The organism is Variovorax paradoxus (assembly GCF_040544635.1).
Taxonomy (GTDB): domain Bacteria; phylum Pseudomonadota; class Gammaproteobacteria; order Burkholderiales; family Burkholderiaceae_C; genus Variovorax; species Variovorax paradoxus_R.
Genome location: NZ_JBEPKJ010000006.1, coordinates 335347 through 360499 on the forward strand (window position 1 = coordinate 335347; position 25153 = coordinate 360499).

At 67.3% G+C, this 25153-nt stretch carries 24 protein-coding genes; 12 read left to right on the forward strand and 12 right to left on the reverse strand.

Features of this window, described 5'->3' with window-relative positions:
• Positions 1-6: 6 nt before the first annotated feature.
• Complete coding sequence (locus tag ABIC94_RS13095) at positions 7-684, reverse strand: heavy metal response regulator transcription factor (protein WP_354373428.1); 678 nt, start codon at positions 682-684, stop codon at positions 7-9.
• Positions 685-844: 160 nt separating this feature from the next.
• Here ABIC94_RS13095 and czcI point away from each other — a divergent pair, with 160 nt between their 5' ends.
• The 5 genes from czcI to ABIC94_RS13120 all read left to right on the forward strand — a co-directional run bounded on the left by czcI (position 845) and on the right by ABIC94_RS13120 (position 8855).
• Entirely contained in the window at positions 845-1222 is a 378-nt protein-coding gene (czcI, locus tag ABIC94_RS13100) for a cation efflux protein, CzcI family (RefSeq protein ID WP_354373429.1), read from the forward strand.
• 95 nt (positions 1223-1317) lie between these two features.
• Entirely contained in the window at positions 1318-2643 is a 1326-nt protein-coding gene (locus ABIC94_RS13105) for a TolC family protein (protein WP_354373430.1), read from the forward strand.
• A 20-nt stretch (positions 2644-2663) separates the two neighbouring features.
• A complete protein-coding gene (locus ABIC94_RS13110) occupies positions 2664-4037 on the forward strand; it encodes an efflux RND transporter periplasmic adaptor subunit (protein WP_354373431.1) in 1374 nt (457 codons plus the stop codon).
• 9 nt (positions 4038-4046) lie between these two features.
• Positions 4047-7226, forward strand: coding sequence for a CusA/CzcA family heavy metal efflux RND transporter (locus ABIC94_RS13115; protein ID WP_354373432.1), 3180 nt, complete (start codon positions 4047-4049; stop codon positions 7224-7226).
• Positions 7227-7319: 93 nt separating this feature from the next.
• Positions 7320-8855, forward strand: a complete 1536-nt coding sequence (locus ABIC94_RS13120; RefSeq protein ID WP_354373433.1) for a lactonase family protein — start codon at positions 7320-7322, stop codon at positions 8853-8855.
• Between the two features lie 62 nt (positions 8856-8917).
• Here ABIC94_RS13120 and mog read toward each other — a convergent pair whose 3' ends face one another.
• The gene (gene mog / locus ABIC94_RS13125) at positions 8918-9508 is read right to left on the reverse strand and encodes a molybdopterin adenylyltransferase (protein ID WP_354373434.1); all 591 of its coding nucleotides are present in this window, start codon (positions 9506-9508) and stop codon (positions 8918-8920) included.
• Positions 9505-10161: a ribosome biogenesis factor YjgA gene (gene yjgA / locus ABIC94_RS13130; protein WP_354373435.1), complete on the reverse strand. Its 657-nt coding sequence runs from the start codon at positions 10159-10161 to the stop codon at positions 9505-9507. Before yjgA ends, mog begins: the two co-directional genes overlap by 4 nt.
• Positions 10162-10266: 105 nt before the next feature.
• Here yjgA and pmbA point away from each other — a divergent pair, with 105 nt between their 5' ends.
• Positions 10267-11637 carry a metalloprotease PmbA gene (gene pmbA / locus ABIC94_RS13135; RefSeq protein WP_354373436.1) on the forward strand — a complete coding sequence of 457 codons (1371 nt, stop codon included), beginning with the start codon at positions 10267-10269 and terminating at the stop codon, positions 11635-11637.
• A 22-nt stretch (positions 11638-11659) separates the two neighbouring features.
• Here the strand turns inward: pmbA and ABIC94_RS13140 are convergent, their stop codons facing one another.
• Positions 11660-12451 (reverse strand): fumarylacetoacetate hydrolase family protein, encoded by a 792-nt coding sequence (locus ABIC94_RS13140; protein ID WP_354373437.1) that lies wholly within the window; start codon positions 12449-12451, stop codon positions 11660-11662.
• A 207-nt stretch (positions 12452-12658) separates the two neighbouring features.
• On the opposite strand from ABIC94_RS13140, the gene ABIC94_RS13145 reads away from it, so the two are divergent.
• The 4 genes from ABIC94_RS13145 (at position 12659) to ABIC94_RS13160 (ending at position 17776) form a co-directional block, all read left to right on the forward strand.
• Entirely contained in the window at positions 12659-13603 is a 945-nt protein-coding gene (locus tag ABIC94_RS13145) for a helix-turn-helix transcriptional regulator (protein WP_354373470.1), read from the forward strand.
• A gap of 80 nt (positions 13604-13683) precedes the next feature.
• Positions 13684-16755, forward strand: coding sequence for a helix-turn-helix transcriptional regulator (locus tag ABIC94_RS13150; protein WP_354373438.1), 3072 nt, complete (start codon positions 13684-13686; stop codon positions 16753-16755).
• Positions 16756-16874: 119 nt separating this feature from the next.
• The gene (locus tag ABIC94_RS13155; protein WP_354373439.1) at positions 16875-17234 is read left to right on the forward strand and encodes a group I truncated hemoglobin; all 360 of its coding nucleotides are present in this window, start codon (positions 16875-16877) and stop codon (positions 17232-17234) included.
• A gap of 71 nt (positions 17235-17305) precedes the next feature.
• Entirely contained in the window at positions 17306-17776 is a 471-nt protein-coding gene (locus ABIC94_RS13160; RefSeq protein WP_354373440.1) for a cupin domain-containing protein, read from the forward strand.
• A gap of 40 nt (positions 17777-17816) precedes the next feature.
• On the opposite strand, the gene ABIC94_RS13165 is transcribed toward ABIC94_RS13160, so the two are convergent.
• The gene (locus tag ABIC94_RS13165) at positions 17817-18092 is read right to left on the reverse strand and encodes a DUF4242 domain-containing protein (RefSeq protein WP_354373441.1); all 276 of its coding nucleotides are present in this window, start codon (positions 18090-18092) and stop codon (positions 17817-17819) included.
• A gap of 68 nt (positions 18093-18160) precedes the next feature.
• On the opposite strand from ABIC94_RS13165, the gene ABIC94_RS13170 reads away from it, so the two are divergent.
• Entirely contained in the window at positions 18161-18703 is a 543-nt protein-coding gene (locus tag ABIC94_RS13170; protein WP_354373442.1) for a nucleoside 2-deoxyribosyltransferase, read from the forward strand.
• 22 nt (positions 18704-18725) lie between these two features.
• Here ABIC94_RS13170 and ABIC94_RS13175 read toward each other — a convergent pair whose 3' ends face one another.
• Positions 18726-19631, reverse strand: coding sequence for a LysR family transcriptional regulator (locus tag ABIC94_RS13175; RefSeq protein WP_337313809.1), 906 nt, complete (start codon positions 19629-19631; stop codon positions 18726-18728).
• A 102-nt stretch (positions 19632-19733) separates the two neighbouring features.
• On the opposite strand from ABIC94_RS13175, the gene ABIC94_RS13180 reads away from it, so the two are divergent.
• The gene (locus ABIC94_RS13180) at positions 19734-20489 is read left to right on the forward strand and encodes a sulfite exporter TauE/SafE family protein (protein ID WP_354373443.1); all 756 of its coding nucleotides are present in this window, start codon (positions 19734-19736) and stop codon (positions 20487-20489) included.
• A gap of 27 nt (positions 20490-20516) precedes the next feature.
• On the opposite strand, the gene ABIC94_RS13185 is transcribed toward ABIC94_RS13180, so the two are convergent.
• From ABIC94_RS13185 to ABIC94_RS13210, 6 genes are all read right to left on the reverse strand, one after another.
• Complete coding sequence (locus ABIC94_RS13185) at positions 20517-20987, reverse strand: NUDIX domain-containing protein (RefSeq protein WP_354373444.1); 471 nt, start codon at positions 20985-20987, stop codon at positions 20517-20519.
• Positions 20987-21436 carry a GatB/YqeY domain-containing protein gene (locus ABIC94_RS13190; protein ID WP_354373445.1) on the reverse strand — a complete coding sequence of 150 codons (450 nt, stop codon included), beginning with the start codon at positions 21434-21436 and terminating at the stop codon, positions 20987-20989. Before ABIC94_RS13190 ends, ABIC94_RS13185 begins: the two co-directional genes overlap by 1 nt.
• A 123-nt stretch (positions 21437-21559) precedes the next feature.
• Positions 21560-21772 carry a 30S ribosomal protein S21 gene (gene rpsU, locus ABIC94_RS13195; protein WP_007833691.1) on the reverse strand — a complete coding sequence of 71 codons (213 nt, stop codon included), beginning with the start codon at positions 21770-21772 and terminating at the stop codon, positions 21560-21562.
• A gap of 110 nt (positions 21773-21882) precedes the next feature.
• Positions 21883-23115 carry an NAD(P)/FAD-dependent oxidoreductase gene (locus ABIC94_RS13200; protein WP_354373446.1) on the reverse strand — a complete coding sequence of 411 codons (1233 nt, stop codon included), beginning with the start codon at positions 23113-23115 and terminating at the stop codon, positions 21883-21885.
• Positions 23116-23120: 5 nt separating this feature from the next.
• A complete protein-coding gene (locus tag ABIC94_RS13205; RefSeq protein ID WP_354373447.1) occupies positions 23121-23942 on the reverse strand; it encodes a YaeF family permuted papain-like enzyme in 822 nt (273 codons plus the stop codon).
• Positions 23943-23944: 2 nt separating this feature from the next.
• Positions 23945-25075, reverse strand: coding sequence for a sterol desaturase family protein (locus ABIC94_RS13210; protein ID WP_354373448.1), 1131 nt, complete (start codon positions 25073-25075; stop codon positions 23945-23947).
• Positions 25076-25153 lie beyond the last annotated feature (78 nt).

The following is a 25153-nucleotide window of genomic DNA, read 5'->3' on the forward strand; positions in this document are numbered from 1 at the left end:
GCGGGCTCAAGACCAGGAACGATCTTCGAGCACGTAGCCGCTGCCGCGCACCGTGTGCAGCAGCTTGACCTCGAACGGGTCGTCGATCTTGCCGCGCAGCCTGCGAATGGCCACCTCGACCACGTTGGTGTCGCTGTCCAGAGGCGTGTTCCACACCTCTTCGACGAGCGTGCTGCGCGACACGATCTGCCCGCGGTGGCGCAGCAGCACCTTCAGCAGCGTGAACTCCTTGGCCGTGAGTTCGATGCGCGTGCGGTTGCGAAAGCACTTGCGGCTCGCAAGATCGAGCTCCAGGTCGGCCAGCCGAAGCGTGGCGGGCTCCTGCGGCTTGCCACGCTGCAGCAGGGCATGCACGCGCGCCAGCAGCTCGGGCAACGTGAAGGGCTTGACGAGGTAGTCGTCGGCGCCCTGCCGCAGGCCGTTGACCCGGTCTTCGACCTTGTCCCGCGCGGTGAGCACCAGCACGGGCACCTTGCTGGTGCGCCGTATGGCCTGCAGCACCGCAAAGCCGTCGACGCCGGGAAGCATGACGTCGAGAAGGATCAAGGCGTAATCGCGTTCCGCGGACAGATAGCGGCCCTCGGCGCTGTCGCTCGCCACGTCGACTGCATATCCGTTCTCTTCCAGGCCTTTCTTCAGCCGGTCTCCCAACTGGGGCTCGTCTTCAATGACCAGAATTCGCATCGGCGGATATTAGCTATGAGGTTGCTCTGGGAAGCTGACGAACTTGTCATCTGAACGAAGGACAAAACGCCGCCTGCGTGTCATACATGGCGCTGGGGCCTGCAACCTGCAGGGGCATTGCAGGACGCGTGCCACATGCCGCCGATATACTTTTGCGAACATGCGCCGCTGGCTTCTGATCTTTTTGCTGCTCTTGCTTCCCTTCCAGTTCAGCTGGGCGGCGTCGGCAGCGTATTGCCAGCACGAACGCGATTTGCAGCCCCGGCACTGGGGCCATCACGAGCATGAGCCCGAACCGGGCAGCCAGGGCAATGCCCGCGCGGACGACACGCAGAAGAGCCCTGGCACGCAACCGAACGCCGTGCTCGGAGATTGCGCGGTGTGCCATCTGGGCCACGCGCAGCACACGCCCTCGGCCGCAGAGCAGGAGCGTGACCTGCCCGCGGTCGCGCAGGCGCTGCGTGTCGCGCGCATGGAGCACTTTGTCTCGCATATCTCCGAAGTGCCCGTGCGTCCTGCCAGGCCTCTCGCCGTTTGATTCGGCGAGAGAACCACCCACACACCTGAGTCCCGACATCAGCTGAGCTCTCGCCGAATTCCCCCGCCCGTTGTTTTGCAACCCAGGAGAATTCGATGCGCACGCTCTTCGTGCCGCTGGCCGTCATGGCCTTGGCGGTGCCCCCGGCATTTTCACAAACCGTTGCCGGTTCCAACCCTTCGCCGCTCAGGCAAGCTGCTGCAAGAACGGTGGAGCCCACGGGCCCGCTGGACCTGCGCAGCGCCCTTGCGCTCGCACAGCAGTTCAACCCCGGGCTCTCATCCGCCTGGCATGAACGGCAGGCCACCGATGCGGCCGTGCTGCAGGCCGGTGCCTGGCCCAACCCCGTGCTCGACGCGCAGGTGGAAGACCTGCGCCGCGACAACCGCACCACCACGCTGCTGCTGAGCCAGCCCATCGAACTGGGCGGCAAGCGTGCGGCCCGCGTGACGGCGGCCGAACGTGCACGCGACCAGGCCGCGTCGGCGTTGCTTGCGCGGCGTTCCGAACTGCGCGCATCGACGATCACGCTGTTCTTCGAAGTGCTGACCGCGCAGGAGCGCCTGCGGCTCGCGCAGGACTCGGTAGCCCTCGCACAGACCGCGACCCGCGCGGCCGCCAACCGCGTGGCGGCCGGCAAGATTCCGCCGATCGAGGAAACCCGGTCGCGCGTGGCCGAGGCCGGCATCCAGGTCGAACTGCTGCAGGCCGAGGGCGCGTTGCGCTCGGCGCGCCAGCAACTCGCCGCGCTGTGGGGCAACCCGAACCCACGCTTCACGAACGCAGAGGGCGCTGTCGACAGGCTGCCCGCAGTTGCATCGGCGCAGGAGGTGGAGAGCCGGCTTTCGGCGGCGCCCGTGCTGCGCCAGGCGCGGTTCGAGGTCGAGCGGCGGCAAGCGCTTTCGGAACTGGAACAGGCCCGGCGCGTGCCCGACGTCACCGTGTCGCTCGGTGCCAAGCGTGTGCCGGCCAATGACGGCGTGGGCAGCAGCAGCGGCCGCAACCAGGTCGTGGTGGGCCTGTCGGTGCCGTTGCCGATCTTCGACACCAACCGCGGCAACGTTGCCGAGGCGCTGAGCCGCGAAGAGAAGGCGCGCGATGACCTTGTTGCGGCCGAGCTGCAGCTGGGTGCCGATGCCGCGCAAGCCGCCGAGCGCCTGCGTTCGGCGCGCGCCACCGCCGAGACGCTGCAGCGCGATGCGCTGCCTGGCGCCGAAGCCGCCTACAAGGCCGCCACCAAGGGCTTCGAACTCGGCAAGTTCAGCTTTCTCGAAGCGCTCGATGCGCAGCGCACGCTGTTCCAGGTGCGCAACCAGTACCTGCTCGCCGTGGCCGATGCACATCGCGCGGCGGGCGAGCTCGACCGGCTGCTGGGCACTGAAGGCGACGAACCCCTGCGCGCGACGGCCGTTGCGCGCTGACTTCAGGAATTCACAAGATCATGAACACAGAAGAACGCAACACGCCCGCCGAGCGCATCGGCAAGAAGCAGTGGATGGCCATCGCGGCTGTTCTGGTGATGGGACTTGGCGCCGGCGCGCTGATTTTGCGCACCGCACCGGCCAAGCCCGAGGCGGCCGGCCATTCGGAAGCCGGCGGCCATGCCGATGGCGAGCATCACGAAGAAGGAAAGGCCGAAGGCAAGGACCACGACCACGACCACGGTCATGCCGATGCGAAAGGCCACGCCGACAAGGAGCATCACGGCGAGGAGCACGCGGAAGAGCATGCGGAGAAAGGCACATCTGGCGAGGCAAAGGGCGAGCCGAAGGCACACAAGGAGGGCGAAGAAAAGGTCGCCTTCACCGACGAGCAGATCAAGGCCGCCGGCCTGGCCATCGAGAGCGCCGGCCCTGCGCGCATCAAGTCGTCTCTGCAACTGCCGGGCGAGATCAAGTTCAACGAAGACCGCACGGCCCACGTGGTGCCGCGCGTCGCCGGCGTGGTCGACAGCGTATCGGCCAACCTCGGGCAAGAGGTGAAGCGCGGCCAGGTGCTGGCCGTGCTCTCCAGCCCAATGCTCTCGGAGCAGCGCAGCGAACTTCAATCCGCGCAGCGCCGGCTGGAACTGGCCCGCACCACCTACCAGCGCGAGAAGAAACTCTGGGAAGAAAAGATCTCGGCGCAGCAAGACTACCTGCAGGCCGAGCAGGCCATGCAGGAGGCGCAGATTGCCGTGGCCAATGCGAACCAGAAGCTGCTGGCGCTGGGCGCCACGCCGGGCTCGCCGGCGCTCGGCCGCTACGAACTGCGCGCGCCCTTCGACGGCATGGTGGTCGAAAAGCACATCTCGCTCGGCGAAGCGGTGAAGGAAGACGCCAGCGTCTTCACCATTTCCGATCTCTCCACCGTGTGGGCCGAGATCAGCGTGGCCGCGAACAACCTGAACCTGGTGCGCATCGGCGAGCCGGTGACCATCCGCTCGACCGCGTTCGACCAGACGGCCGGCGGCACTGTGTCGTACGTGGGCTCGCTCATCGGCGCGCAGACGCGCACGGCCACGGCGCGTGTGACGGTGACGAATCCGCAGCGTGTCTGGCGGCCGGGCCTGTTCGTGAACGTGGAGCTCGTTTCGTCCGAAGCGGATGCTCCCGTGACGGTAGCGACCGACGCGGTGCAGACGGTGGAAGAAAAACCCACCGTCTTCCTCAAGGTGCCCGGCGGCTTCATGCCGCAGCATGTGCAGACCGGCCGCAGCGACGGCCGGCGCATCGAAGTGTTGAGCGGCCTGAAGCCCGGCACGGCCTATGCCGCGAGCGGCAGCTTCGTCGTCAAGTCACAGCAGGGCAAGAGCTCTGCCACGCACACCCACTGAGGACGCCGCATGTTCGAACGAGTCATCCGGTTTTCCATTGAACAGCGCTGGCTGGTCTTGCTGGCCGTGCTCGGCATGGCCGCGCTCGGTGTCTTCAGCTACCAGAAGCTGCCCATCGACGCGGTGCCCGACATCACCAACGTGCAGGTGCAGATCAACACCGCCGCGCCCGGCTATTCGCCGCTCGAGGCCGAACAACGCGTGACCTATCCCATCGAGACGGTGATGGCCGGCCTGCCGGGCCTGCAGCAGACGCGCTCGCTCTCGCGCTACGGCCTCTCGCAGGTGACGGTGATCTTCGAGGACGGTACCGACATCTACTTTGCGCGGCAACTGGTGAACGAGCGCATCCAGTCGGCGCGCGAGAGCATGCCGGGCGGCATCTCGCCGGTGATAGGGCCGATATCGACGGGCCTCGGCGAGATCTATCTCTGGACCGTGGAAGCGGAAGAGGGCGCGAAGAAGGCGGACGGCAAGCCCTACACGCCCACCGACCTGCGCGAGATCCAGGACTGGATCATCAAGCCGCAGTTGCGCAACGTGAAGGGCGTGACCGAGATCAACTCCATCGGCGGCTACGCCAAGGAGTTCCAGATCGCGCCCGACCCCGCCAAGCTGCTCGCGCATGGCCTCACGATGACCGACCTGGTCACCGCGCTGGAGCGCAACAACGCCAACGTGGGCGCGGGCTACATCGAGAAGCGCGGCGAGCAGTACCTCATCCGTGCGCCGGGGCAGGTGAAGTCGGTGGAAGACATCGGCAACGTGATCCTGGGCAACGTGGGGGGCGTGCCGCTGCGCGTGCAGGACGTGGCCGAGGTCGGCATCGGCCAGGAGCTGCGCACCGGCGCGGCCACCGACAACGGCCGCGAGGTGGTGCTGGGCACGGTGTTCATGCTCATCGGCGAGAACAGCCGCACCGTCTCGCAGGCGGTCGACAAGAAGATGCAGGAGATCAACCGCACGCTGCCCGCGGGCGTGAAGGCCGTGACGGTGTACGACCGCACGGTGCTGGTCGACAAGGCCATCGCCACGGTGAAGAAGAACCTCTTCGAGGGTGCGGTGCTGGTGATTGCGGTGCTGTTCCTGTTTCTCGGCAACATGCGCGCGGCGCTGATCACCGCGCTGGTCATTCCGCTGTCGATGCTCTTCACCTTCACCGGCATGGTGAACCAGAAGGTCAGCGCCAACCTCATGAGCCTGGGCGCGCTGGACTTCGGCATCATCATCGACGGGGCGGTGGTGATCGTGGAGAACTGCGTGCGAAGGCTCGCCCATGCGCAAGCCAGGCACGGCCGGCCGCTCACGCGCAGCGAGCGCTTCCACGAAGTGTTCGCTGCCTCGCAGGAGGCGCGGCGCCCGCTGCTGTTCGGGCAACTGATCATCATGATCGTGTACCTGCCGATCTTTGCGCTCACGGGTGTGGAGGGCAAGCTGTTCCACCCGATGGCCTTCACCGTGGTGATTGCGCTGCTGGGCGCGATGATCCTGTCGATCACCTTCATTCCGGCGGCCGTGGCGCTGTTCATCGGCAACAGGGTGAGCGAGAAAGAGAATCGCCTGATGCAGTGGGCCAGGCGCGGCTATGAGCCGCTGCTGGCGCGCGTGATGACGGCCAAGCCGCTGGTCATTACCACGGCGGTGGTGGCGGTGCTGCTCTCGGGCTTGCTGGCCACGCGGCTGGGTACGGAGTTTGTGCCAAGCCTGGGCGAGGGCGACTTTGCCGTTCAGGCGCTGCGCATTCCGGGCACCAGCCTCACGCAGTCGGTCGAAATGCAAAAGCAGATCGAACGCACGCTGAAAGAAAAGTTTCCGGAGATCGAGCGCATGTTCGCGCGCACCGGCACGGCCGAGATCGCGTCGGACCCCATGCCGCCGAACATCTCGGACGGCTACATCATGCTCAAGCCCGAGAGCGAGTGGCCCGCCCCGAAACGCACACGCGCCGAGCTGCTCGCGGCGGTGCAGGAAGAGGTCGAGAAGCTGCCGGGCAACAACTACGAGTTCTCGCAGCCGATCCAGCTGCGCTTCAACGAGCTGATCTCGGGCGTGCGCAGCGACGTGGCCGTGAAGATCTTCGGCGACGACATGGACGTGCTGAACAAGACGGCGGCCGAAGTGTCGGAAACCTTGAGCAAGATCTCCGGTGCCGCAGAGGTGAAGGTCGAGCAGACCACCGGCCTGCCGATGCTTACGGTGAACATCGACCGCAGCAAGACCGCGCGCTACGGCCTCAACGTGGGCGATGTGCAGGATGCGATTTCCATCGCAGTGGGCGGGCGTGAGGCCGGCACGCTGTTCGACGGCGACCGGCGCTTCGACATCCTCGTGCGCCTGCCCGAGAACCTGCGCACCGATCTGGAGGCGATCAAGCGCCTGCCTGTGGCATTGCCAAAGAGCGTTGGCGCGGAGGCGCAGCGCACCAGCTTCATACCGCTCGGCGAAGTGGCCACGCTGGAGCTCGCACCCGGCCCCAATCAGGTCAGCCGCGAGAACGGCAAGCGCCGCATCGTGGTGAGCGCCAACGTGCGCGGCCGCGATCTCGGCTCCTTCGTGGCCGAGGCCGAGGAAGCGATGCGCAAGGTGAGCATTCCACCCGGCTACTGGACCGCATGGGGCGGTCAGTACGAGAACCTGGCTTCGGCGACCGAGCGTCTGCAGGTGGTGGTGCCGGTGTCGCTGCTGCTGGTGTTCACGCTGCTGTTCGCGATGTTCGGCAACCTGAAGGATGGGCTGCTGGTGTTCACCGGCATTCCGTTTGCGCTCACGGGCGGCATTGTGGCGCTGTGGCTGCGCGGCATTCCGCTGTCGATCTCGGCGGCGGTGGGCTTCATTGCGCTTTCCGGTGTGGCGGTGCTCAACGGGCTGGTGATGATCTCGTTCATCCGTAACCTGCGCGAGGGTGGGCTGCCGCTCGATGCCGCGATCCGCGAAGGCGCGCTCACGCGGTTGCGGCCGGTGCTCATGACGGCCTTGGTCGCTTCTCTGGGTTTCGTGCCAATGGCCATTGCCACAGGCACCGGCGCGGAGGTGCAGCGGCCGCTGGCGACGGTGGTGATCGGCGGCATCCTGTCGTCGACCGCGCTGACGCTGCTGGTGCTGCCGCTGCTCTACCGCATGGCGCACCGGCGCAACGAGGACGAGGTGGAGGAGCCGCCAGGGCAGGAGGCACCCTGGCGCATGACGTAGAGGCGTCTACCAGTTCTCGGGGATGGATCGACCTGAACGAAAAACTCACACTTCGACACGTTTTGAAATTCGGTTGATCCAAAGGTTTTCTGCATGTCGGCGCTTGCTCCCATCCACGGCACTTGTTCTCAACCTTCGCACGAAAGGTTCACCCGGCGGTCCTGGTCGGATCGACTCGGCAGCATTTTGCTGGGCACGATGATCGTCGGTCTGGCCTCCTGCGGTGGTGGTGGAGGGGGTGGCGGTGGCAATGGCTTCATTCCCTTGGCATTGACGCCGCCGCCGCCGGCATCACCACCGCCACCGCCACCGGCCGTGCCTGTGCCGGATGCTCCCGCACCGCCGGCAGGCCCAGCCGCCACCTACGCGGTGAGCGGCAATGTCAGCGGTTTGCTGGGTTCCGGCCTTGTGTTGCAGAACAACGCCGGCGACGACCTGGCCGTTGCGGCAAACGGCAACTTCAGTTTTCCCACCAAGCTCCTCGGCGGCAAGGGCTATGCGGTCACGATCAAGAGCCAGTCCAGGATCCTGACCCGGGTCTGCACCGTCAGCAACGGCGTCGGCACTGTCGCCGATGCCGCCGTCACCAATGTGGCAGTGACCTGTGCCGCGCCTGCGGCGCGCTTTGCCTATGTGACAAACAGGGACTCCGACAACCTGTTTCCTTACACCGTCGATGCCAGCACCGGCGTACTGGGCACGGCCGGGCCGATGGTGGGGACAGGCAACGGCCCTTCCTCCGTGGCCGTGGAGCCTACGGGCCGTTTTGCGTACGTGGCGAATCAAGGCGATGGAAATGTATCGGCCTATATCGTCAATGTCAGCACTGGCGCACTGAGTCCGATGGCCGTGCCGCCGGTGGCCGCAGGGTCTTTCCCCATCTTCATCACCGTAGACCCCACGGGCCGGTTTGCCTACGTGGTGAATATCAGCTCCCACAATGTGACGGGCTACACCATCGATGCCAGCACTGGCGCCTTGAGTCCGATGGCCGTGCCGACGGTGGCCGCAGGGTCTTTCCCCGTCTTTATCACCGTAGACCCCACGGGCCGGTTTGCCTATGTGGCGAATAGCGTCTCCAACAATGTGTCGGGCTACACCATCGATGCCAGCACCGGCGCCTTGAGTCCGATGGCCACGCCGATGGTGCCCGCAGGAGTTACCCCCACCTCCGTCGCCGTGGACCCCACGGGCCGGTTTGCCTACGTGACGAATGCAAACTCCAACAACGTGTCGGCCTACACCATCGATGCCGGCACCGGCGCCTTGAGCCCGATGGTGGCTGTGCCGACGTTTGAAACCGGCAGAAACCCCAGTTCTATCGCCGTGGACCCCACGGGGCGGTTTGCCTATGTGACGAATACATGGGACAACACCGTGTCGGGCTATTCCATCGATGCTGTCACCGGTGCCTTGAGTCCGATGGCCACGCCGACAGTGGCCGCAAGGAGTTACCCCTTCGCCATCACCGTAGACCCCACGGGTCGGTTTGCCTACGCGACGAACAGTATTTCCAAGGACATATCGGGCTACGCCATCGATGCCAGCAGCGGCGCATTGGGCCCGACGGCCGTTCCGACCGTGGCGACCGGGGGTATCCGCCCGCAAAGCCTGGTCTTGTCCAGGTGAGTTCGTGGCGGCATTGCCGACGGGTTGGCTGCAACGCCGGCGCCACCAAGCCCGCGACGCCTTCAGTGCGGCGGGCGTATCGCCGACTTGGGCCTGAAGGCCTTGCAGACTGAATCGTCGGTTTCCAGGTACGGCCCGCCGATCAGGTCGATGCAGTAGGGCACCGCCGCGAAGATGCCCGGCACGACCTGCACGCCTCCGGTGTCCTTCAGCCCTTCGAGCGTTTCCGCAATCGACTTCGGCTGCCCCGGCAGATTGATGATCAGGCTCTTGTCGCGGATCACCGCCACCTGCCGCGACAGGATCGCGGTGGGCACGAAGCGCAGGCTGATCTGGCGCATCTGCTCGCCGAAGCCAGGCATTTCCTTGTGGGCCACGGCCAGCGTGGCCTCGGGCGTCACATCGCGCAGGGCCGGGCCGGTGCCGCCCGTGGTCAGTACCAGCGAGCAGCCGGCATCGACCAGTTCGATGAGCGTGGCGCTGATGAGCGCGGTTTCGTCGGGAATCAGCCGGGACTCGAAATCGATGGGGTTCTTCAGCGCCCGGCCGAGCCATTCCTTCAAGGCGGGCAGGCCCTTGTCTTCGTAGGTGCCGCTGGAGGCGCGGTCGCTGATGGAGACGATGCCGATGCGAACAGGGTCGGGTGTGCTCATGCGTCCTCTTCCCGGTCTTGCGCGGCAGCCGCCGCGGCATGGTCCGCACCGCCGTGCACCGCGAGTTGCGCGCGCACCAGCTGGAAGATCTCGCGGTAAGCCTTGCCCTGGCGGGGCGCCTCACCGGCGGGGCCGGTCTTCATGTCCTTGCGGGCCTGCCGCACCAGGGCGCGCAACTGCTGGGAGTCGGTGGCGGGGTGGGTTTCGATCCAGCCGCCGAGCGCGTCGTCGTCGGCAATCAGCCGGTCGCGCCAGCGTTCGGCCTCGTGCAGGGCGGCGGCTTCGGCGGCCGGCACGGTGTTCTGCTCGGTCAGCGCCTGCTTCACGGCTTCCAGCACTTCGGGTTCGAGCTTGCGCATCAGCTTGCCGATGAACTGCATCTGGCGGCGCTTGCCTTCGAAATTGGTGATGCGCTTGGCTTCGGCGACGGCGTCGACCAGCTTTTCGCCCAGCGGGAGAGCGTCGAACAGGCCGGCGCGCAGGCCGAGCAGCTCGGTGCCGAGCTTTTGCAGTTCATCGCTTTCGCGCTTGAGATCGGTGCGGCTGGCTTCGTCGGTGCCCTTGAGCTCGCGCTTGAGCTCCAGGTCGAGCTCGCTGCCTTCGGCAACGAACTGACCACGGACGAAATAGCCTTTTTTGGGTTTGCGGGACATGGGGTGGATTCTGGGCCGCACCGTGCGGCGTTGCAACGCGTGCAATGCAGAGGGGCGAGCCGGGGGGAAACAGAGAATAGGGGGCGCAAGTATCATAGCCACCACATGACGACATCTTCCTCGCGCGCCGATTCCGGCTTCGCCTACAGCCGCTCCTTCTTCGAAAACCTGGTCGACACGGCCTTGGCCCACGCCAAAAAGCTCGGTGCAACCGATGCCGGTGCCGAGGCCTCCGAGGGCTGCGGCCTCAGCGTCTCGGTCCGCAAGGGCGAACTCGAGAACGTGGAGCGCAACCGCGACAAGTCGCTGGGCATCACGGTCTACGTGGGCCACCGCCGCGGCAACGCCAGCACCTCCGACTTTTCCGAGGCCGCCATCGCCCAGACCGTGCAGGCCGCCTACGACATTGCCCGCTTCACGGCGGAAGACCCGGTCAGCGGTCTTCCCGACGAGGAAGACATTGCCAAGGAACACCCCGAACTCGACCTGTTCCACCCCTGGGACGTGACGAGCGAGCAGGCGGCCAAGCTGGCGCTGGAATGCGAAGCCGCGGCGCTTTCGACCGACAAGCGCATTACCAACAGCGAAGGCGCGGGCGTCTCGGCCCAGCAGAGCCACTTTTTCAGCGCCCACACGCACGGTTTTCGCGGCGGCTACGCCAGTTCGCGGCATTCGATTTCGGTTGCGCCCATCGCCGGCAAGGGCGACGACATGCAGCGCGACTCCTGGTACAGCTCCATGCGTTCGGCCGGCGAACTGGCCAGCCCGCAGGCCGTGGGCCGCTACGCCGCAGAGCGGGCGCTGAGCCGGCTCAAGTCGCGCAAGATCAAGACCACCGAATGCCCGGTGCTGTTCGAGTCGCCCCTGGCCGTGGGCCTGTTGGGCGGACTGGTGCAGGCCGTGAGCGGCGGGGCGCTGTACCGCAAGAGCACCTTCCTGCTCGATTCGCTCGGCAAGCCGGTGCTGCCCAAGCACGTCGACGTGGCCGAAGACCCGCATGTGATGCGCGGCAAGGGCAGCTCGCCGTTCGACGACGAAGGCGTGGTGACCCGTGCGCGCAAGGTGGTGGATGCCGGCCGGCTCGAAGGCTACTTTCTCTCGACCTATTCCGCGCGCAAGCTGGGCATGAAGACCACCGGCAATGCCGGCGGCTCGCACAACCTGACGCTGACCTCGCGCCTCACCAAGGCCGGCGACGACCTCGACGCCATGCTGGCCAAGCTCGGCACGGGCCTGTTCGTGATCGAGCTGATGGGGCAGGGCGTGAACTACGTGACCGGCGACTACTCGCGCGGCGCCAGCGGCTTCTGGGTCGAGAAGGGCCGCATCGCCTTCCCGGTGCAGGAGATCACCATTGCCGGCAACCTGAAAGACATGCTGATGGGCATCGAGGCCATCGGCGCCGATGCCTACACTTTCGGCGCCAAGACCACGGGCTCGGTCCTGATCAACCGCATGAAGGTGGCCGGCAGCTGAGGGCGCCAGCCGCCTTCCTCGCTCAGACGATGCGAACCGAAAGGTTCGGCAGGCCGTCGATGTGGATCTCGATCACATCGCCGCGCACCACCGGGCCCACGTTCTCCGGCGTTCCCGAATAAATGATGTCGCCGGGCATCAGCTCGAAAGCCTGCGACAGGCGGCTGATCTGCTCCGCCACCGACCAGATCATGTGCTTGAGCGTGGCGTTCTGCTTGGTCTGCCCGTTCACCTTGAGCCAGATCGCGCCGTCGGTGTAGTGGCCGACCTTGGCCACCGGATGGATCGGCCCGATGGGCGCCGACTTGTCGAAGCTCTTGCCGATTTCCCATGGCTTTTTCTGGTCGCCCATCTCGCGCTGCAGGTCGCGGCGGGTCATGTCCAGGCCGAGCGAATAGCCGTAAACCAAGCCCAGAGCATCCGCCGGTGCGATGTCGCGGCCGCCCTTGGCGAGTGCCACGACCAGTTCCACCTCGTAGTGGTAGTTTTTCGTGAGCGTCGGGTACGGATGGTCGGCCACGGTGCCGGGCATCACGACCTGGATCGCATCCGTCGGTTTCTGGAAAAAGAAAGGCGGCTCGCGGGTGGGGTCGGAACCCATTTCGCGCGCATGGGCCGCGTAGTTGCGGCCGATGCAGTAGATGCGGCGCACCGGAAACGCCTGCTCGCTGCCGACGATCGGAACCGTGGTCTGCGCGACCGCGAAGGGCGTCTGCGGCGCGCGCGATGCGCCGGCCGGCAAGGCGCAACCGGCAACTGCGCCGGCCGCCATGGCGGCGGAGCCGGCCAGCAGGCCGCGTCGTGAACTGGACATGATCTTTGTCTCCTGAGTCTTTTGGTGAGCGATGAAAGCCGGCCGCAGCCAGCCGGGCCATTCTGGAGCGCGCTGCCGCGGCGTTTCCGCACGCATCTACGCAAAAACAGGACGCAAGCAACACCGGGCCGGCCGCCCGGGGCAGCCTGGGCCAGGGCTTACCATCGCGCCATGTCGGCCCTTCAATCCAGCCTTCGCCTCTACGGCATGCAGGAGCGCGCGAACCATCTCGACTTCGACATTCGCTTCGAAGGCGCGCGGGACGTGCTGGCGCGGCCGCACCGGCACGAGTATTTCCAGATCCAGGTCAGCATCCACGGCGGCTCGCAACAGGTAATCGGCGGCGCGGTGCGCCCATTCACCGCGGGGCACTTGAGCTTTGTGCTGCCTTACCGGGTGCACGTGGTGCCGCATCCGCCCGGCGCGCGCTACGCCATCGTGAATTTCGACCAGGGCTTTCTCTGGCCCGAGCTGGCGGTCGAGGCGCTGGATCTTGAGGAGGTGCCGGCCCTGCGCCAGCCCGAGCTCGCGCCCTTCCTGTTCCAGGAGTACGTCGATTTTCATTTCGGCGATGCCGACTTCGCGCGCATTCTCGGGTGGCTCGAAGAACTCGCCGCGCTGAACCGGGAGCGGTGCTTCGGCAGCGTGGGCGCGATTCGCGGCATCCTGCTGCAGCTGATGGCGCTGGCCTGCGACCGGCACGAGGCGCAACTTCTCGCACAGGTCGCGCTGCAGAGCGGCCGCAGCCCGGGCCGCGATGCACTCCAGCGCGTGATGCGTTATGTGCGCGAGCATCTGGGCGAGGAGATGTCGCTCAACGATGCCGCGGCGGCGGCCATGCTGTCGCCCAACTACCTCGCGCATCTGCTCAAGAAGCAGACCCACCGCACCTTCACCGAACTCGTGACCGAGCGCCGCCTGGAGCGCGCGAAGGAACTGCTGGTCACGTCGAACGCCCGCATCGCGGACATCGCGCGGCAGTGTGGCTTTGGCGATGCCGTGTACTTCAGCCGCCGCTTCAGGCTGCACAACGGCGTCACGCCGCGGCAGTTCCGCAGCCAGGCTGAAGCCGGGCTGGGCAGGGCGGCGGAGCTGACGGCCGCACAGAAGCAAGCCTTTCAGCCGTCAGGTGCGCCCTTCACCGTGGCGTAAGTCCTAAGTCCTATAAGCATTCGCCGCGCGCAGACTTGCTCTTGCCGGTCTCCCATGGCCGGCAAAGCACAAGGAGCGGCATGGCTACGCTGGACCGGATGGGCTGTCATCGCTGCGGGCGCGTTCGCCTGCACGCCGATGCGCCATGTCCGGCCTGCGGCGCGGCGCCGATCGCAGGAGCGGCGGCGGTGGGCGCGAACGAGCCCTTCGTCGGCCGCCGCGGCGAATTGCAGCTCACGCACGATGCGCTCGGTGGGGCGCTGGCCGGGCGCGGCCGCGTCGTCATGCTGAGCGGCGAGGCCGGCATCGGCAAGACGCGGTTGGCCCAGGAGGTGGCGACGCTGGCCTTGCGGCGCGGCATGCTGACCTTGTGGGGGCGCTGCCTCGAGGAGCCCGGCGCGCCGCCCTTTCTGCCGTGGACGCGCGCGATGCAGGCCTGCCTGCGAGCCTGCCGCGACGAGCGCCTGCCTGCGCTGCTCGGGCGCGAGGCTGCCGCGGCCGTCGAAATTGCACCTGAACTCGCCGAGAGGCTGCCCGCCGGCACCGCGGTGCCGGCGATCGGCGAGGGCGACCAGGCGCGCTTCCGGCTGTTTGCCGCGGTCGCTCATTTCTGGCGCCAGGTGGCGACGCTGCGCCCGCTGCTGCTGATTCTCGACAACCTGCACTGGGCCGATGCGTCGTCGCTGCGGCTGCTGGCCTTCATTGCCCAGGACGTTGGCGAATCCCGCATCTTGCTGCTCGGCTCCTACCGCGAGGCCGGCCTGTCGCGCCAGCATCCGCTGGCCTCGACCCTGGCCGAGCTGCTGAACACGCGGCAGTTCTCCCGCCTGCCGCTGCAGGGCCTGAGCCTCGACGAGGCCGAGCGGATGGTCGCTGCGGCAAGCGCCGTGACACCGCCGCCTGCCGTCATTGCGACGATGCACCGCCGCACCGAAGGCAATCCGCTGTACCTGGTCGAGACGCTGCGCTTCCTGCGCCAGGGGCCCTGCGGCGACGACCCGCATGCCACCGCGGCGCGGGTCGAGACCGTGCCGAGCGGTATCCGCGCGGTGATCGGCCAGCGGCTCAACCAGCTCTCGGCGCCGTGCTGCGAACTGCTCGCGATCGCCGCCTGCATCGGCCGCGACTTCGACCTGCCGCTGCTGGCCGAACTGGCCGGCGCCGGCAGTGAGGCCGCGCTGCTGGGCAGGCTCGACGAGGCGCTGGCGCAGCGCGTCATCGAGGTCGTGCTGCCCGGGCCGCAGTACCAGTTCAGCCACGTGCTGATCCGCGAAGTGCTCTACGACGAGTTGCCCGCGTCGCGCCGCGTTGCGCTGCACGGGCGCATCGCCGAGTCGCTCGAGGCGCGCCACGCCGGCGGGCTCGATGCGGTGCTGGCGCAGCTGGCCTACCACGCAGCCGCGGCCTTGCCTGTGGGCAGCGCGGCCCGTGCGCTGGACATCGCGCAGCAGGCCGCCGCGCGGGCCGTCGCGCTGATGGCATACGAAGAGGCCTTGCGCTGCTACCGGCTCGCATTGCAGCTGCAGGAGCGCTGGCTGCCGGCCGAGCGCGCGCGGCATGGCGCGCTGCTGTTGGCGCTCGGCGCGGTGCAGACGCACGCCGGCGAGAACGACGCCAGTGCCGCCACCTTTCTCGAGGCGGCCACGCTGGCGAGGGCGCTCGGCGACACGGACCTGTTCGCGCAGGCGGCGCTCGGCTTCGAGAACAACGGCTGGCGCATCAGCCGCCCGGGCGAGCAGGCGGCGGCCTTGCTGGAAGAGGCGCTGGTGCAGGCGGACGGCTTCGATGCCGCGCTGCGGGTCGATCTGCTGGCCGCGCTGTGCCGCGCCTGCATCTTCTGCGGCCACCAGCCGCAGGCCAACGCGGCGCAGCGCAGCGCCGTGGCTTTGGCGCGCGAGCTGGCGATGCCGCAGCCGCTGTTCAAGGCGCTGGCGGCGATTCTGCCGGCGCGCGCCGACCCCGCCCAGCTCGACGAGCGCCTTCGCTGCGCGCGCGAGGCACTCGAAGTGGCCGAGCGCGCCGGCCACATGGAGTGGGTCGACGCACTCACCGGCTGGTACTTCGGCGACCTGGTCGAGAAGGGGGAGCTCGACGCGGCGCGCCCGCTGGCGCAGGTTCACGCGCGGGTGGCGGACGCGATCCGCCAGCCCTTCATGCAGGCCATGGGGCTGGCCAGCCTGACCCTGCTCGCCGCCTACGAAGGCCGCTTCGCGGATGCCGAGCGCCTGGCCGGCGAGACCTTCACGATCGGGCAGCGCTTCCTGCCCGGCAACGCGCAGGGCGCCTACAGCCTGCAGATCTTCGTGCTGCGGCGGCACCAGGGGCGCCTTGGCGAGGTGCTGCCGGTGCTGCGCGGCCTGGTCGGCAGCGTGCCGCGAGACAGCCTCTGGCAGCCCGGCCTCGCGCTGATCTGCGCCGAACTCGAGTTGTACGAACCGGCCCGCGAAGCCTACGAGGCGCTCGCGGCCGACGGCTTTGCGGGCATTGCGCGCGACGGCATGTGGCTGACCAACATCGTCTTCGCGGCCGAGGTCTGCGCCCGCCTCGGCGACCGCCCGCGCGCAGCACTGCTGTACCGGCTGCTCGCGCCCTATGCCGGCCGCAACGTGGTGACCGGAACCAACATCGCGTGCTTCGGCGCCGTGGACCGCTACCGGGGCATGCTGGCCGCGTTGGCGGGCGACCATGCGAACGCCGCGGCGCATCTGGAGGCTGCGGTTGCCCTGGACGAGCGCTGCGGCGGCCGCCCCTGGCTGGCATACAGCCGCTTCGAATGGGCGCGCTGGCTGGCCGCATGCGGCGACGTAGCGGCCGCGAGCACGCAGCTCGATGCGGCACTCGCGCTCGGCCGCGAACTGGGCATGGCCGGCCTGGCGCGGCGCTGCGAGGCGCTGCAGCGCGAACCCGACGGTGCCGGCGCGGCACCGCCTGCGGCCCCCGAGGGCCTGAGCCGGCGCGAGCTCTCCGTGCTGCGGCTGCTCTGTGCCGGCCACAGCAACCAGGCGATCGCCGAGCGCCTGTTCATCAGCCCGCACACGGTGGCGCACCACGTGCGCCACATCCTCTCGAAGACCGACTGCCACAGCCGCACCGAAGCCGCGGCCTGGGCGCACCACCATCGCGTCGCGGCCGAAGGCCGGGAGCAACCCTGAGCGATTGGGCGGCCCGGCCCGAAATGGTCAATTCGGGCGATGCGCGGCCGCGCGCCGAAGCCTAACTTCGGGTCTCTGGCTCGGCGCCGCCGGGCCTTCAACCCGAAGGAGTGTTTCTCATGCCCGCAACCCTGTACGAACGACTTGGTGGTGAGGAGCGCATCCAGCGGCTTGTCACCGATGTCGTCGAGAACCACTACACCAACCCGCTCATCCGCGCCCGCTTCGCGAACAGCAACCGCGCCGAGGTCGAGCGCCACGTCGTCGAGTTCCTCTGTGCCGGCAGCGGCGGCCCGCAGTGCTACACCGGCAAGGACCTGGTGTCGGCCCACAAGGGCATGAACATCAACGAACAGGAACTGGTCGCCGCGATGGACGACATCCTCGCGGCAATGACCAAGAACGGGTACGACCAGGCCGAGAAAAACGAGGTGGTCGCGATTCTCTATTCGTTGAAAGGCGACGTGGTGCGGCTATAGACGCAGCGGCCGGTCTCGCCAACGCCCCGGCGGCGCTTCGCCGGTGACTCGGAAAGAAAAGGAACCTCACCATGACACGCCAACCATTTGCCGCCTGGGCGATCGGCGCAGCCCTGATCGCGGGCATCGCCACCAGTTGGGCCCAGTCCGGGGACCATCGGATGATCTCGCCCGCCAACCTGAAATGGGCCGACGTTCCGTCGCTGCCGCCCGGCGCGAAGATCGCGGTGATCGAAGGCCCCATGAGCGAGGCCGTGCCTTTCACGGTGCGCATCAAGGTGCCGGCCAACTACCGCATTCCGTCGCACTGGCATCCGGCCGTCGAGCGGGTGACCGTGCTCTCGGGCACCTTCCACATGGGCCTGGGCGACAAGCTCGACATGCAGAAATCGATGCCGGTGGTTGCGGGCGGCATGATGATCCTGCAGCCCAAGATTCCGCATTTCGCCTGGACCAGCGAGGAAACGGTGGTGCAACTGCACGGCACCGGCCCCTGGGGCGTTACCTACGTCAATCCGGCGGACGACCCACGGGCGAAATGAACGAACGCAGGAGCGCCGGTTGCCGCCGACTCAGGCCGATTCAGGCCGACATGAGGTCGGCCGGCACCGCAGGCGGGCGCAGCTCGTCGACCTCGATCACCACGTCGGCCGGCAGCCCGTTGCGCCGCGCGGCCTCGCGGATCGGTTCGATGCCGGGGGCTTCGTACAGGCAGTAGGTCTTCTTCTTGTCGGCGCTGAGGAACGAATACAGCCAGCGCACGCCGACGTCGTCGTTGACGCGGATGATGCCGGCCGCGGCCTCGGGCGAGACCTCGAGTTGATCAGCAAAGTTGCGCTCGATCAGGTAGAGAGGCATGGCAGCTCCTTCGTCGCGATGGTGTCTCATCGTAGTACGGCAGGCAGCAAAAATCTAAGATGTCCCTCATGGACAAATATCCCGAAAACCCGGCGCGCCCGCGAATCTACCTGGCGGGCCCGGACGTCTTCCGCCCCGACGCCCAAGACCACTTCGTGCGGCTCGCGGCGGCTTGCGACGCGCTGGGGCTTGCGGCCTTGCTGCCGGCCGATGGCAACGAGGAGCAGAGCGCCGAAGCACCGGAGACGCGAATCTACGAGGCCAACATGCAGCGCCTTCGCGGCGCCGACGGTGTCGTGGCCAACCTCGCGTGCTTCCGCGGCCTGGAGCCCGATTCAGGCACGGTGTTCGAAGTCGGCGCCGCAGTGGCGCTGCAGATTCCCGTCGTGGCCTACGGCGTACCCGCGGGCAGCTATGCGGATCGTGCCCGGTCTGCGTTGCAGTGCGCACCCGATGCGGCCGGGGTGCTGCGCGAGAGCGGCAGCGGCGTCGCGGTGGAAGATTTCGGCCAACCGCTGAACCTCATGCTGGCCTGTTCTATCCACATTGCGCCGACACCCGAAGCAGCGCTGCGGAAGATGGCGGAGTTGCTCGCACTTGGGCCGCGCTGAGTCGCCGCCGCTCGCATTCAGGCTACTTTGCCGCAGCCTTCTCGGGCGGCGCCAGCAAGTGTTCGAGCATTCGCCGCGCGTTGAGCGGCAGATCTTCCGACGAACGCACGCAGGCCATCAGCGTGCGCTCGGCCCATGCATCGCTCAGGCCGGCGCGCGCGATCTTCATCGAGCGGGCGCAGCGCACGGCCGCGGTCTGCGGCACGATGCCCACGCCGATGCCGTGCTCGACCATGCCGCACACCGCCTCGAAGTTGCGCACGCGCACGCGGTAGGCCAGCTGCTTGCCCATGGCGCGGGCATGCTGCGTCACCAGCCGCTGCAGTGCGCTGTCCTCGGTCAGGCCGACGAATTCGCTGTCGGCCACTTCGGCCAGGTGCACGCGCCGGCGTCCGGCCAGCGCGTGGCCACGCGGCATCACGAGCACGAGGTCGTCGCGGCGGAATGGGTGGCACTCGAGGCCTTCGGTGCCGACCGCATCCGACACGATGCCGATGTCGCACAGGCCCGCGCGCAGCGCCTCGACGGAGTCGGGGCTTGGCCGCTCCTCCAGGTCGACCGAGATGCGCGGATGCTGCGCGAGAAAGCGGCTCAGCACTTCGGGCAGGTGCTCGTTCAGCGCCGAGGTGCCGCACATGAACCGCACGTGGCCCTTGAGGCCCTGGCCGTATTCGCCGAGCTCGCCGCGCATGCGCTCCATCTGCTGCAGCACGACGCGCGCATGGTGCAGCAGCGTCCGGCCGGCCTCGGTGGGGCGAACGCCCTGCGCGTGCCGCGTGAGCAGCGGGCTGCCGAGCGCGTCTTCCATGCCGCGCACGCGCTGGCTCGCCGAGGCCAGCGTCATGTGCGAGCGCTGCGCGCCCGCGGTCAGGCTGCCGGCCTCCACAACATGGAGGAAGAGCCGGAGGTCTGTGAGGTCGAATCGCATGATGAGCCCGCAAGGTAGCACGGGAGCCTCAGTCTGTGCCTGAGGCCGGCTGCGCCAAAGCCGCATTTCCAGGCGCAAGCCCGGCCGGCAGACTGGGCATCGATGGAAATATCGAACCAACTGGCGGGCCACTGGCTCGCTGCCGCCGCTGTGTTTCTGCTGGCCGGCACGGTCAAGGGGGTGATCGGGCTCGGCCTGCCGACGGTGGCGATGGCGCTGCTCGCACTCTGGATGCCGCCAGGCCAAGCGGCAGCCTTGCTGATCGTGCCGTCGCTGGTCACCAACCTCTGGCAGACCGGGCCGCGTGCGACTTTCAAGCCCGTTCTGCGCCGCATCGGCGGCATGCAGGCCGGCATCGTGGCGGGCACCCTTGGCGGTGCGTTATGGCTGGGCGTACCAGGGGACGCATGGGCCTCGGTGGCGCTCGGGGTGGCGCTGGTGGCCTATGCGCTCTGGGGGCTCACGGGCCGGCAGCTGCATGTGCCGCCGGGGCGTGAACGCTGGCTCGGCCCCGTCGTGGGAGCGGCGACAGGCCTGGTCACCGCGGTGACCGGCGTGTTCGCGATGCCGGCCGTGCCTTATATGCAGGCCTTGGGGTTCCAGCGCGATGCGCTGATCCAGGCGATGGGCATTTCATTCACCACTTCAACTGTGGTGCTCGCCGTCGGGCTGGCGGGCAACGGGGAGTATCCGGTGTCCGCAGTCGGCGCATCGGTCGCGATGCTGCTGCCGGCCATCGGCGGCATGGCGCTGGGAACGTGGCTGCGCAAGCGGTTGCCGGTGGCGGTGTTCCGGCGCTGCTTTCTGGCCGGGTTGGCGTTGCTGGGGTTCTACATGGTGGCTCGCGCGTTGGCGTGAGCCCTTCTGCGCCGACGGCGCAGCTTCTCAGGCCGCGAGCAGGGCTTCGCGAACGCGCTCGATGGTCTGCCGATAGGGCAGGGTGAAGTTCTCGATGCCGTCGCCCCGTGCCAGCCAGCTGAACGAGAACACCAGGCCGTCTTCTTCGGGGCTGCCCATGGCCACGTGGTCGAAGGTTTCGGGCAACGGGCCTTCGGCGCGCATCAGGAACAGATGCCACAGCTGGGGGTGGCGCAGCGTGTTGCCCTCGATGCCGGCCTCGCAGTCGCGCGCCAGGGTGCCGAGCGGCTGCAGCTCGCCGACATGGTCGATGCCCGACTCCTCGAGCAGTTCGCGGCGCACCGCCGCCTCGGGCGACTCGCCGGGCTCGATGGTGCCCTTGGGCAACTGCATGTTGCCGTCTCCGGGATGGCGGAACACCAGCAGCCGGCCCCGTGCGTCGACCAGGCAGGCGCAGGCCTTCAGGATCGTGGTGGCGCAGCCGCCGCCATTCATCATCAGGCGCTCGCGAGGGCCGCCTTGACTGCCGCGCTCACCTGGCCCATGTCGGCCTTGCCGGCGAGGCGGGTCTTGACCGCGCCCATCACCTTGCCCATGTCGCCGGGGCCCTTGGCGCCCAGCTCGGCCACGATGGCCTTCACCTCGGCGGCGACTTCGTCGGCGCTCATGCGCTGCGGCAGGTACACCTCGAGCACCTTGATCTCGGCGGATTCCTTGTCGGCCAGGTCGGTGCGGCCGCCGGTCGTGAACGCGGCGATCGAGTCCTTGCGCTGCTTGACCATCTTGTCGACGATGGCAACGACCATGGCGTCGTCGAGCTCCACGCGCTCGTCGACTTCCTTCTGCTTCAGGGCAGCCAGCAGCAGGCGGATGGTGCCAAGGCGCTCCGAGTCCTTGGCGCGCATCGCGGTCTTCATGTCTTCGGTGATCTGTTCCTTGAGGCTCATGCTCGGGGCTCCTGGTTCGGGAAAAACAAAAGCCGCGGCAGGTTTCCCTGGCGCGGCTGAGGCAGCTATCGGATCGCTGGGCCGACTTGCGTCAAAGGCCGGCGACCCTGTTGCCAATGGGCATCAGTACAGCTTCTTGGGGAGCTGCATGCTGCGCACGCGCTTGTAGTGGCGCTTGACGGCGGCTGCCTTCTTGCGCTTGCGCTCGGCGGTCGGCTTTTCGTAGAACTCGCGGGCACGCAGGTCGGTCAGCAAGCCGAGCTTTTCGATGGTGCGCTTGAAGCGGCGCAGGGCGACGTCGAAAGGCTCGTTTTCTTTAACGCGGATAGTGGTCATTGATGAATCGTTGAACTGAATTTGGCTCGGGGAGATCGAGGCCCCAAGCCGGGGTTCCTCAACTGAAAATTTTTTGCGGCCGTTGAGGGGAGGCCAAAGTTAGCCCGCGATTATAGCGCGGTTGCGCACGCATGTGCGCTCGCCCAGGCCCATTGGAAGTTGTATCCGCCCAACCAGCCCGTCACGTCGACCACTTCACCGATGAAATAGAGGCCCGGCTGTTTCGATTCCATGGTCTGGGAGGACAAATCGCGGGTGTCGACCCCGCCGGCGGTGACTTCGGCCTTCTTGTAGCCTTCGGTGCCGCTCGGGGTGATCTGCCAGCGGGCAATCCGCTCGGAGAGGGCGGCCAAGGCCTTGTCGGCCGCCTCGTTGACGGGGCGCTGCAGGGCCGGATCCTGGCCCACCCAGGCGTCCGCCAACCGGGAGGGCACCAGCGCGGCCAGTTCGTTGGCGATGCGCTTCTTCGAGCGGAGCTTGGCCTCGCCCAAAGATTCGGCCACCTTCACGCCGGGTGCGAAATCGAGCGTCAACGGGGTTCCGGGCTTCCAGTAGCTCGAAATCTGCAGCACGGCCGGGCCCGAGAGGCCGCGGTGGGTGAACAGCAGGTCTTCGAGGAAGGCCATCTTTTCTTTCTTGGCCCCGGTCTCGATACGCACCGGCAGCGCCAGCCCGGCCAGTTCGGCATACGGCGCCCAGGCCTCGCCACCGAAGGTCAGCGGCACCAGGGCGGGGCGCGGCGTGATCACGCGCAGGCCGAACTGCTCGGCCAGGCGGTAGCCGAAATCGCTGGCGCCGATCTGCGGAATCGACAGGCCGCCGGTGGCCACCACCAGCTTGGGCGTTTCGATGGGACCTTTGCTGCTATCGATTCGGTAGCTGCCGGTGCCCGCCGCGCCGACTTCTGGTGCCGAAAACGTGATCTTCCCAAGCTTGCAAGGCTGCCAGCGCGTCACGTTGCCCGCCTCGCACTCGGCCAGCAGCAGGTCGACGATCTGCTGCGAAGAGCCGTCGCAGAACAGCTGACCCTTGTGCTTCTCGTGAAAGGCGATGCCGTGCTTCTGCACCAGCTCGATGAACTGCTGCGGCGCATAGCGCGAGAGTGCCGAGCGGCAGAAATTCGGGTTGTCGCCGATGAAGTGGCGCTGCGGGGCGCGCACGTCGAGGTCGCGGTTGGTGAAGTTGGCCCGGCCGCCGCCCGAGATGCGGATTTTTTCGCCGACCTTCTCGCTGTGGTCGACCAGCAGCACCTTGAGCCCGCGCTGGCCCGCCAGCCCGGCGCAGAACAGCCCGGCCGCACCGGCGCCGACCACGACGACATCGAACTGGAAAGGAGCGCTCAAATCGGTCAGGGGCCATCAGCCGCCAGCAGCGGCGGCGCGTTGTACTTCAGGTGCCCGATGTAGCGCAGCGGCTGCGTGGCGGCAATCGAGGGCACGTCGCCCTCGCGCATGTGCAGCAGGTCGGCCGGGCTTACCCAGCGCGGATCGGCGTCGGTGATCGGCAGCCCGGCCTGGCGGTAGGCTTCGAGCACGAACTGCGAGCAGAAGAATTGGTCGTCGCGGCTCGCGCCCAGCTGCACCATGGCCATGCCACTGATGCAGTAGTGGCTGACGGCGGAAGGAATCAACGGCAGCTCGCACAGACGCCGGTTCAGCACGAAGGGCGCGTTCAGCAGCACGCCGGTGGTGTTGTAGCGGGTGCCGACTTGCGAGTTGGCCCAGGCGCGGAGCTTTCTGACGCCTGAGGCGTCGAGCCCGGGCACGCGAAAGGCCACGACCATCTGTTCTTCGTCCACCACGTCGGCCAGCGGCCGTGCGCGCACGCCGGTGCCCACGGCTTCGGCGATCAGGCCATCGCCCAGGTACAGCACCGCATGGCTCACGGGTGAGAAGGTGCCCAGGCGGATGCCGAAGGAATTGACCGTGGCGATCGACGTCAGAAGGATGTCGCCGGGCTGCAGCGCATCGGCGGCGATGAGCTCGCCGCCGTTGCCGGGCGCAATGACCGAGCTTTGCACGCGCAGGCGCAAGCTGGTGTCCTTGGAGGGCAGTTCGACCCGCGTGGCGCAGGCCGTGAGCAGCAGCGCGGCGCCTGCCGCAGCCATGAGCGCGGCGGCGCGGCGGCTGAAGCCGTGACCCGCAAAAAGAGGAAGAGGAGCGGGGCGCATCATCATCCCTTCCAGACGAACGGAAACTTCAGCTGCTTGAAGAATCCGTTGGGCACGTAGTCGCCGAGCACGCCGTATTTCTCGGGCCAGAGCTTGGTGCTCTTGACAGCGGTGCCGAAGAGATAGTCGAGAAAGGCGTAGTGCGCCGAGTAGTTCTTGTCGAGCGCCTCGACGTCCTGGCTGTGGTGCCAGTGATGGAAGTTGGGCGTCACGACGATGTAGCGCAGCGGCCCGAGCCGAACGCTCACGTTGCAGTGGTTGAACACCGCCTGGAAGCCCACCACCACGATGTACGCGTCAATCACTTCCTTGGAGAAGCCGAACACGTAGATCGGCGCGAGCACCAGCGTGCGCGTGATCAGCAGTTCGAGGATGTGCTGGCGCGAGCCCGCCATCCAGTCCATGCTCTTCACGCTGTGGTGAACGGCATGCAGGCGCCACAGCACCGGCACCTCGTGATAGGCGCGGTGGGTCCAGTACTGCACCAGGTCGGCCACCAGGATGATCAGCAGCAGCCCGGCCCAGAACGGCAGGTTGCCCACCCAGCCGCGAATGCCGTCGTTGGCGGCCCAGCCGAAGAACTTGTGCACCATCAGGTTCGTGGCCAGCAGCACGAAGCCCACGATCATGTGGTTCACCACAAAGTGATGAAAGTCGGTTTGCCACTCGGCACGAAACACCGGCTGGTCCTTGCGCAGCGCGAACAGCTTTTCGATGAAGATGAAGATCAGCGAGGAGCCGAGCAGGTCGAGAATGAACCAGTCCAGGCCGATATAGGGCGTGTTGTCGGCAAAGTCGTTCACCGGCACCTTGTGCCCGCCCAGCAGCGCGGCCGCGGCCACCAGCAAAAACGCGGCTGACGAGAGCCAGCGCGAGCGGTTGAAGATGATGTTCACCAGCGCCATCCCGCCCGAAACGACCATGGCCGCCAGCAGAATGAAGCGCATCACATCGACGTTGTAGCTCCGGCGCAACTCGGGCGTCGTGAGGTACTGGGGAAAGTGAAAAGCCAGCACGCCGAGAAAGCACAGGATGGCCAGACTCAGCGCGATGGTTCCTGTTACGAGGCCCCGGCCGCGGCGCAGCTCGCCATGGTTCTGGGTGAATTCGTTGAGTTTGTCGATGTCGAGCATTCCCGCCTCTCTCTTTGTTTGCGCTTTTGTTGGAGCGCGATTTTAGGCGGCTGTAGGAAAACGCCCACGTCCGCCAAA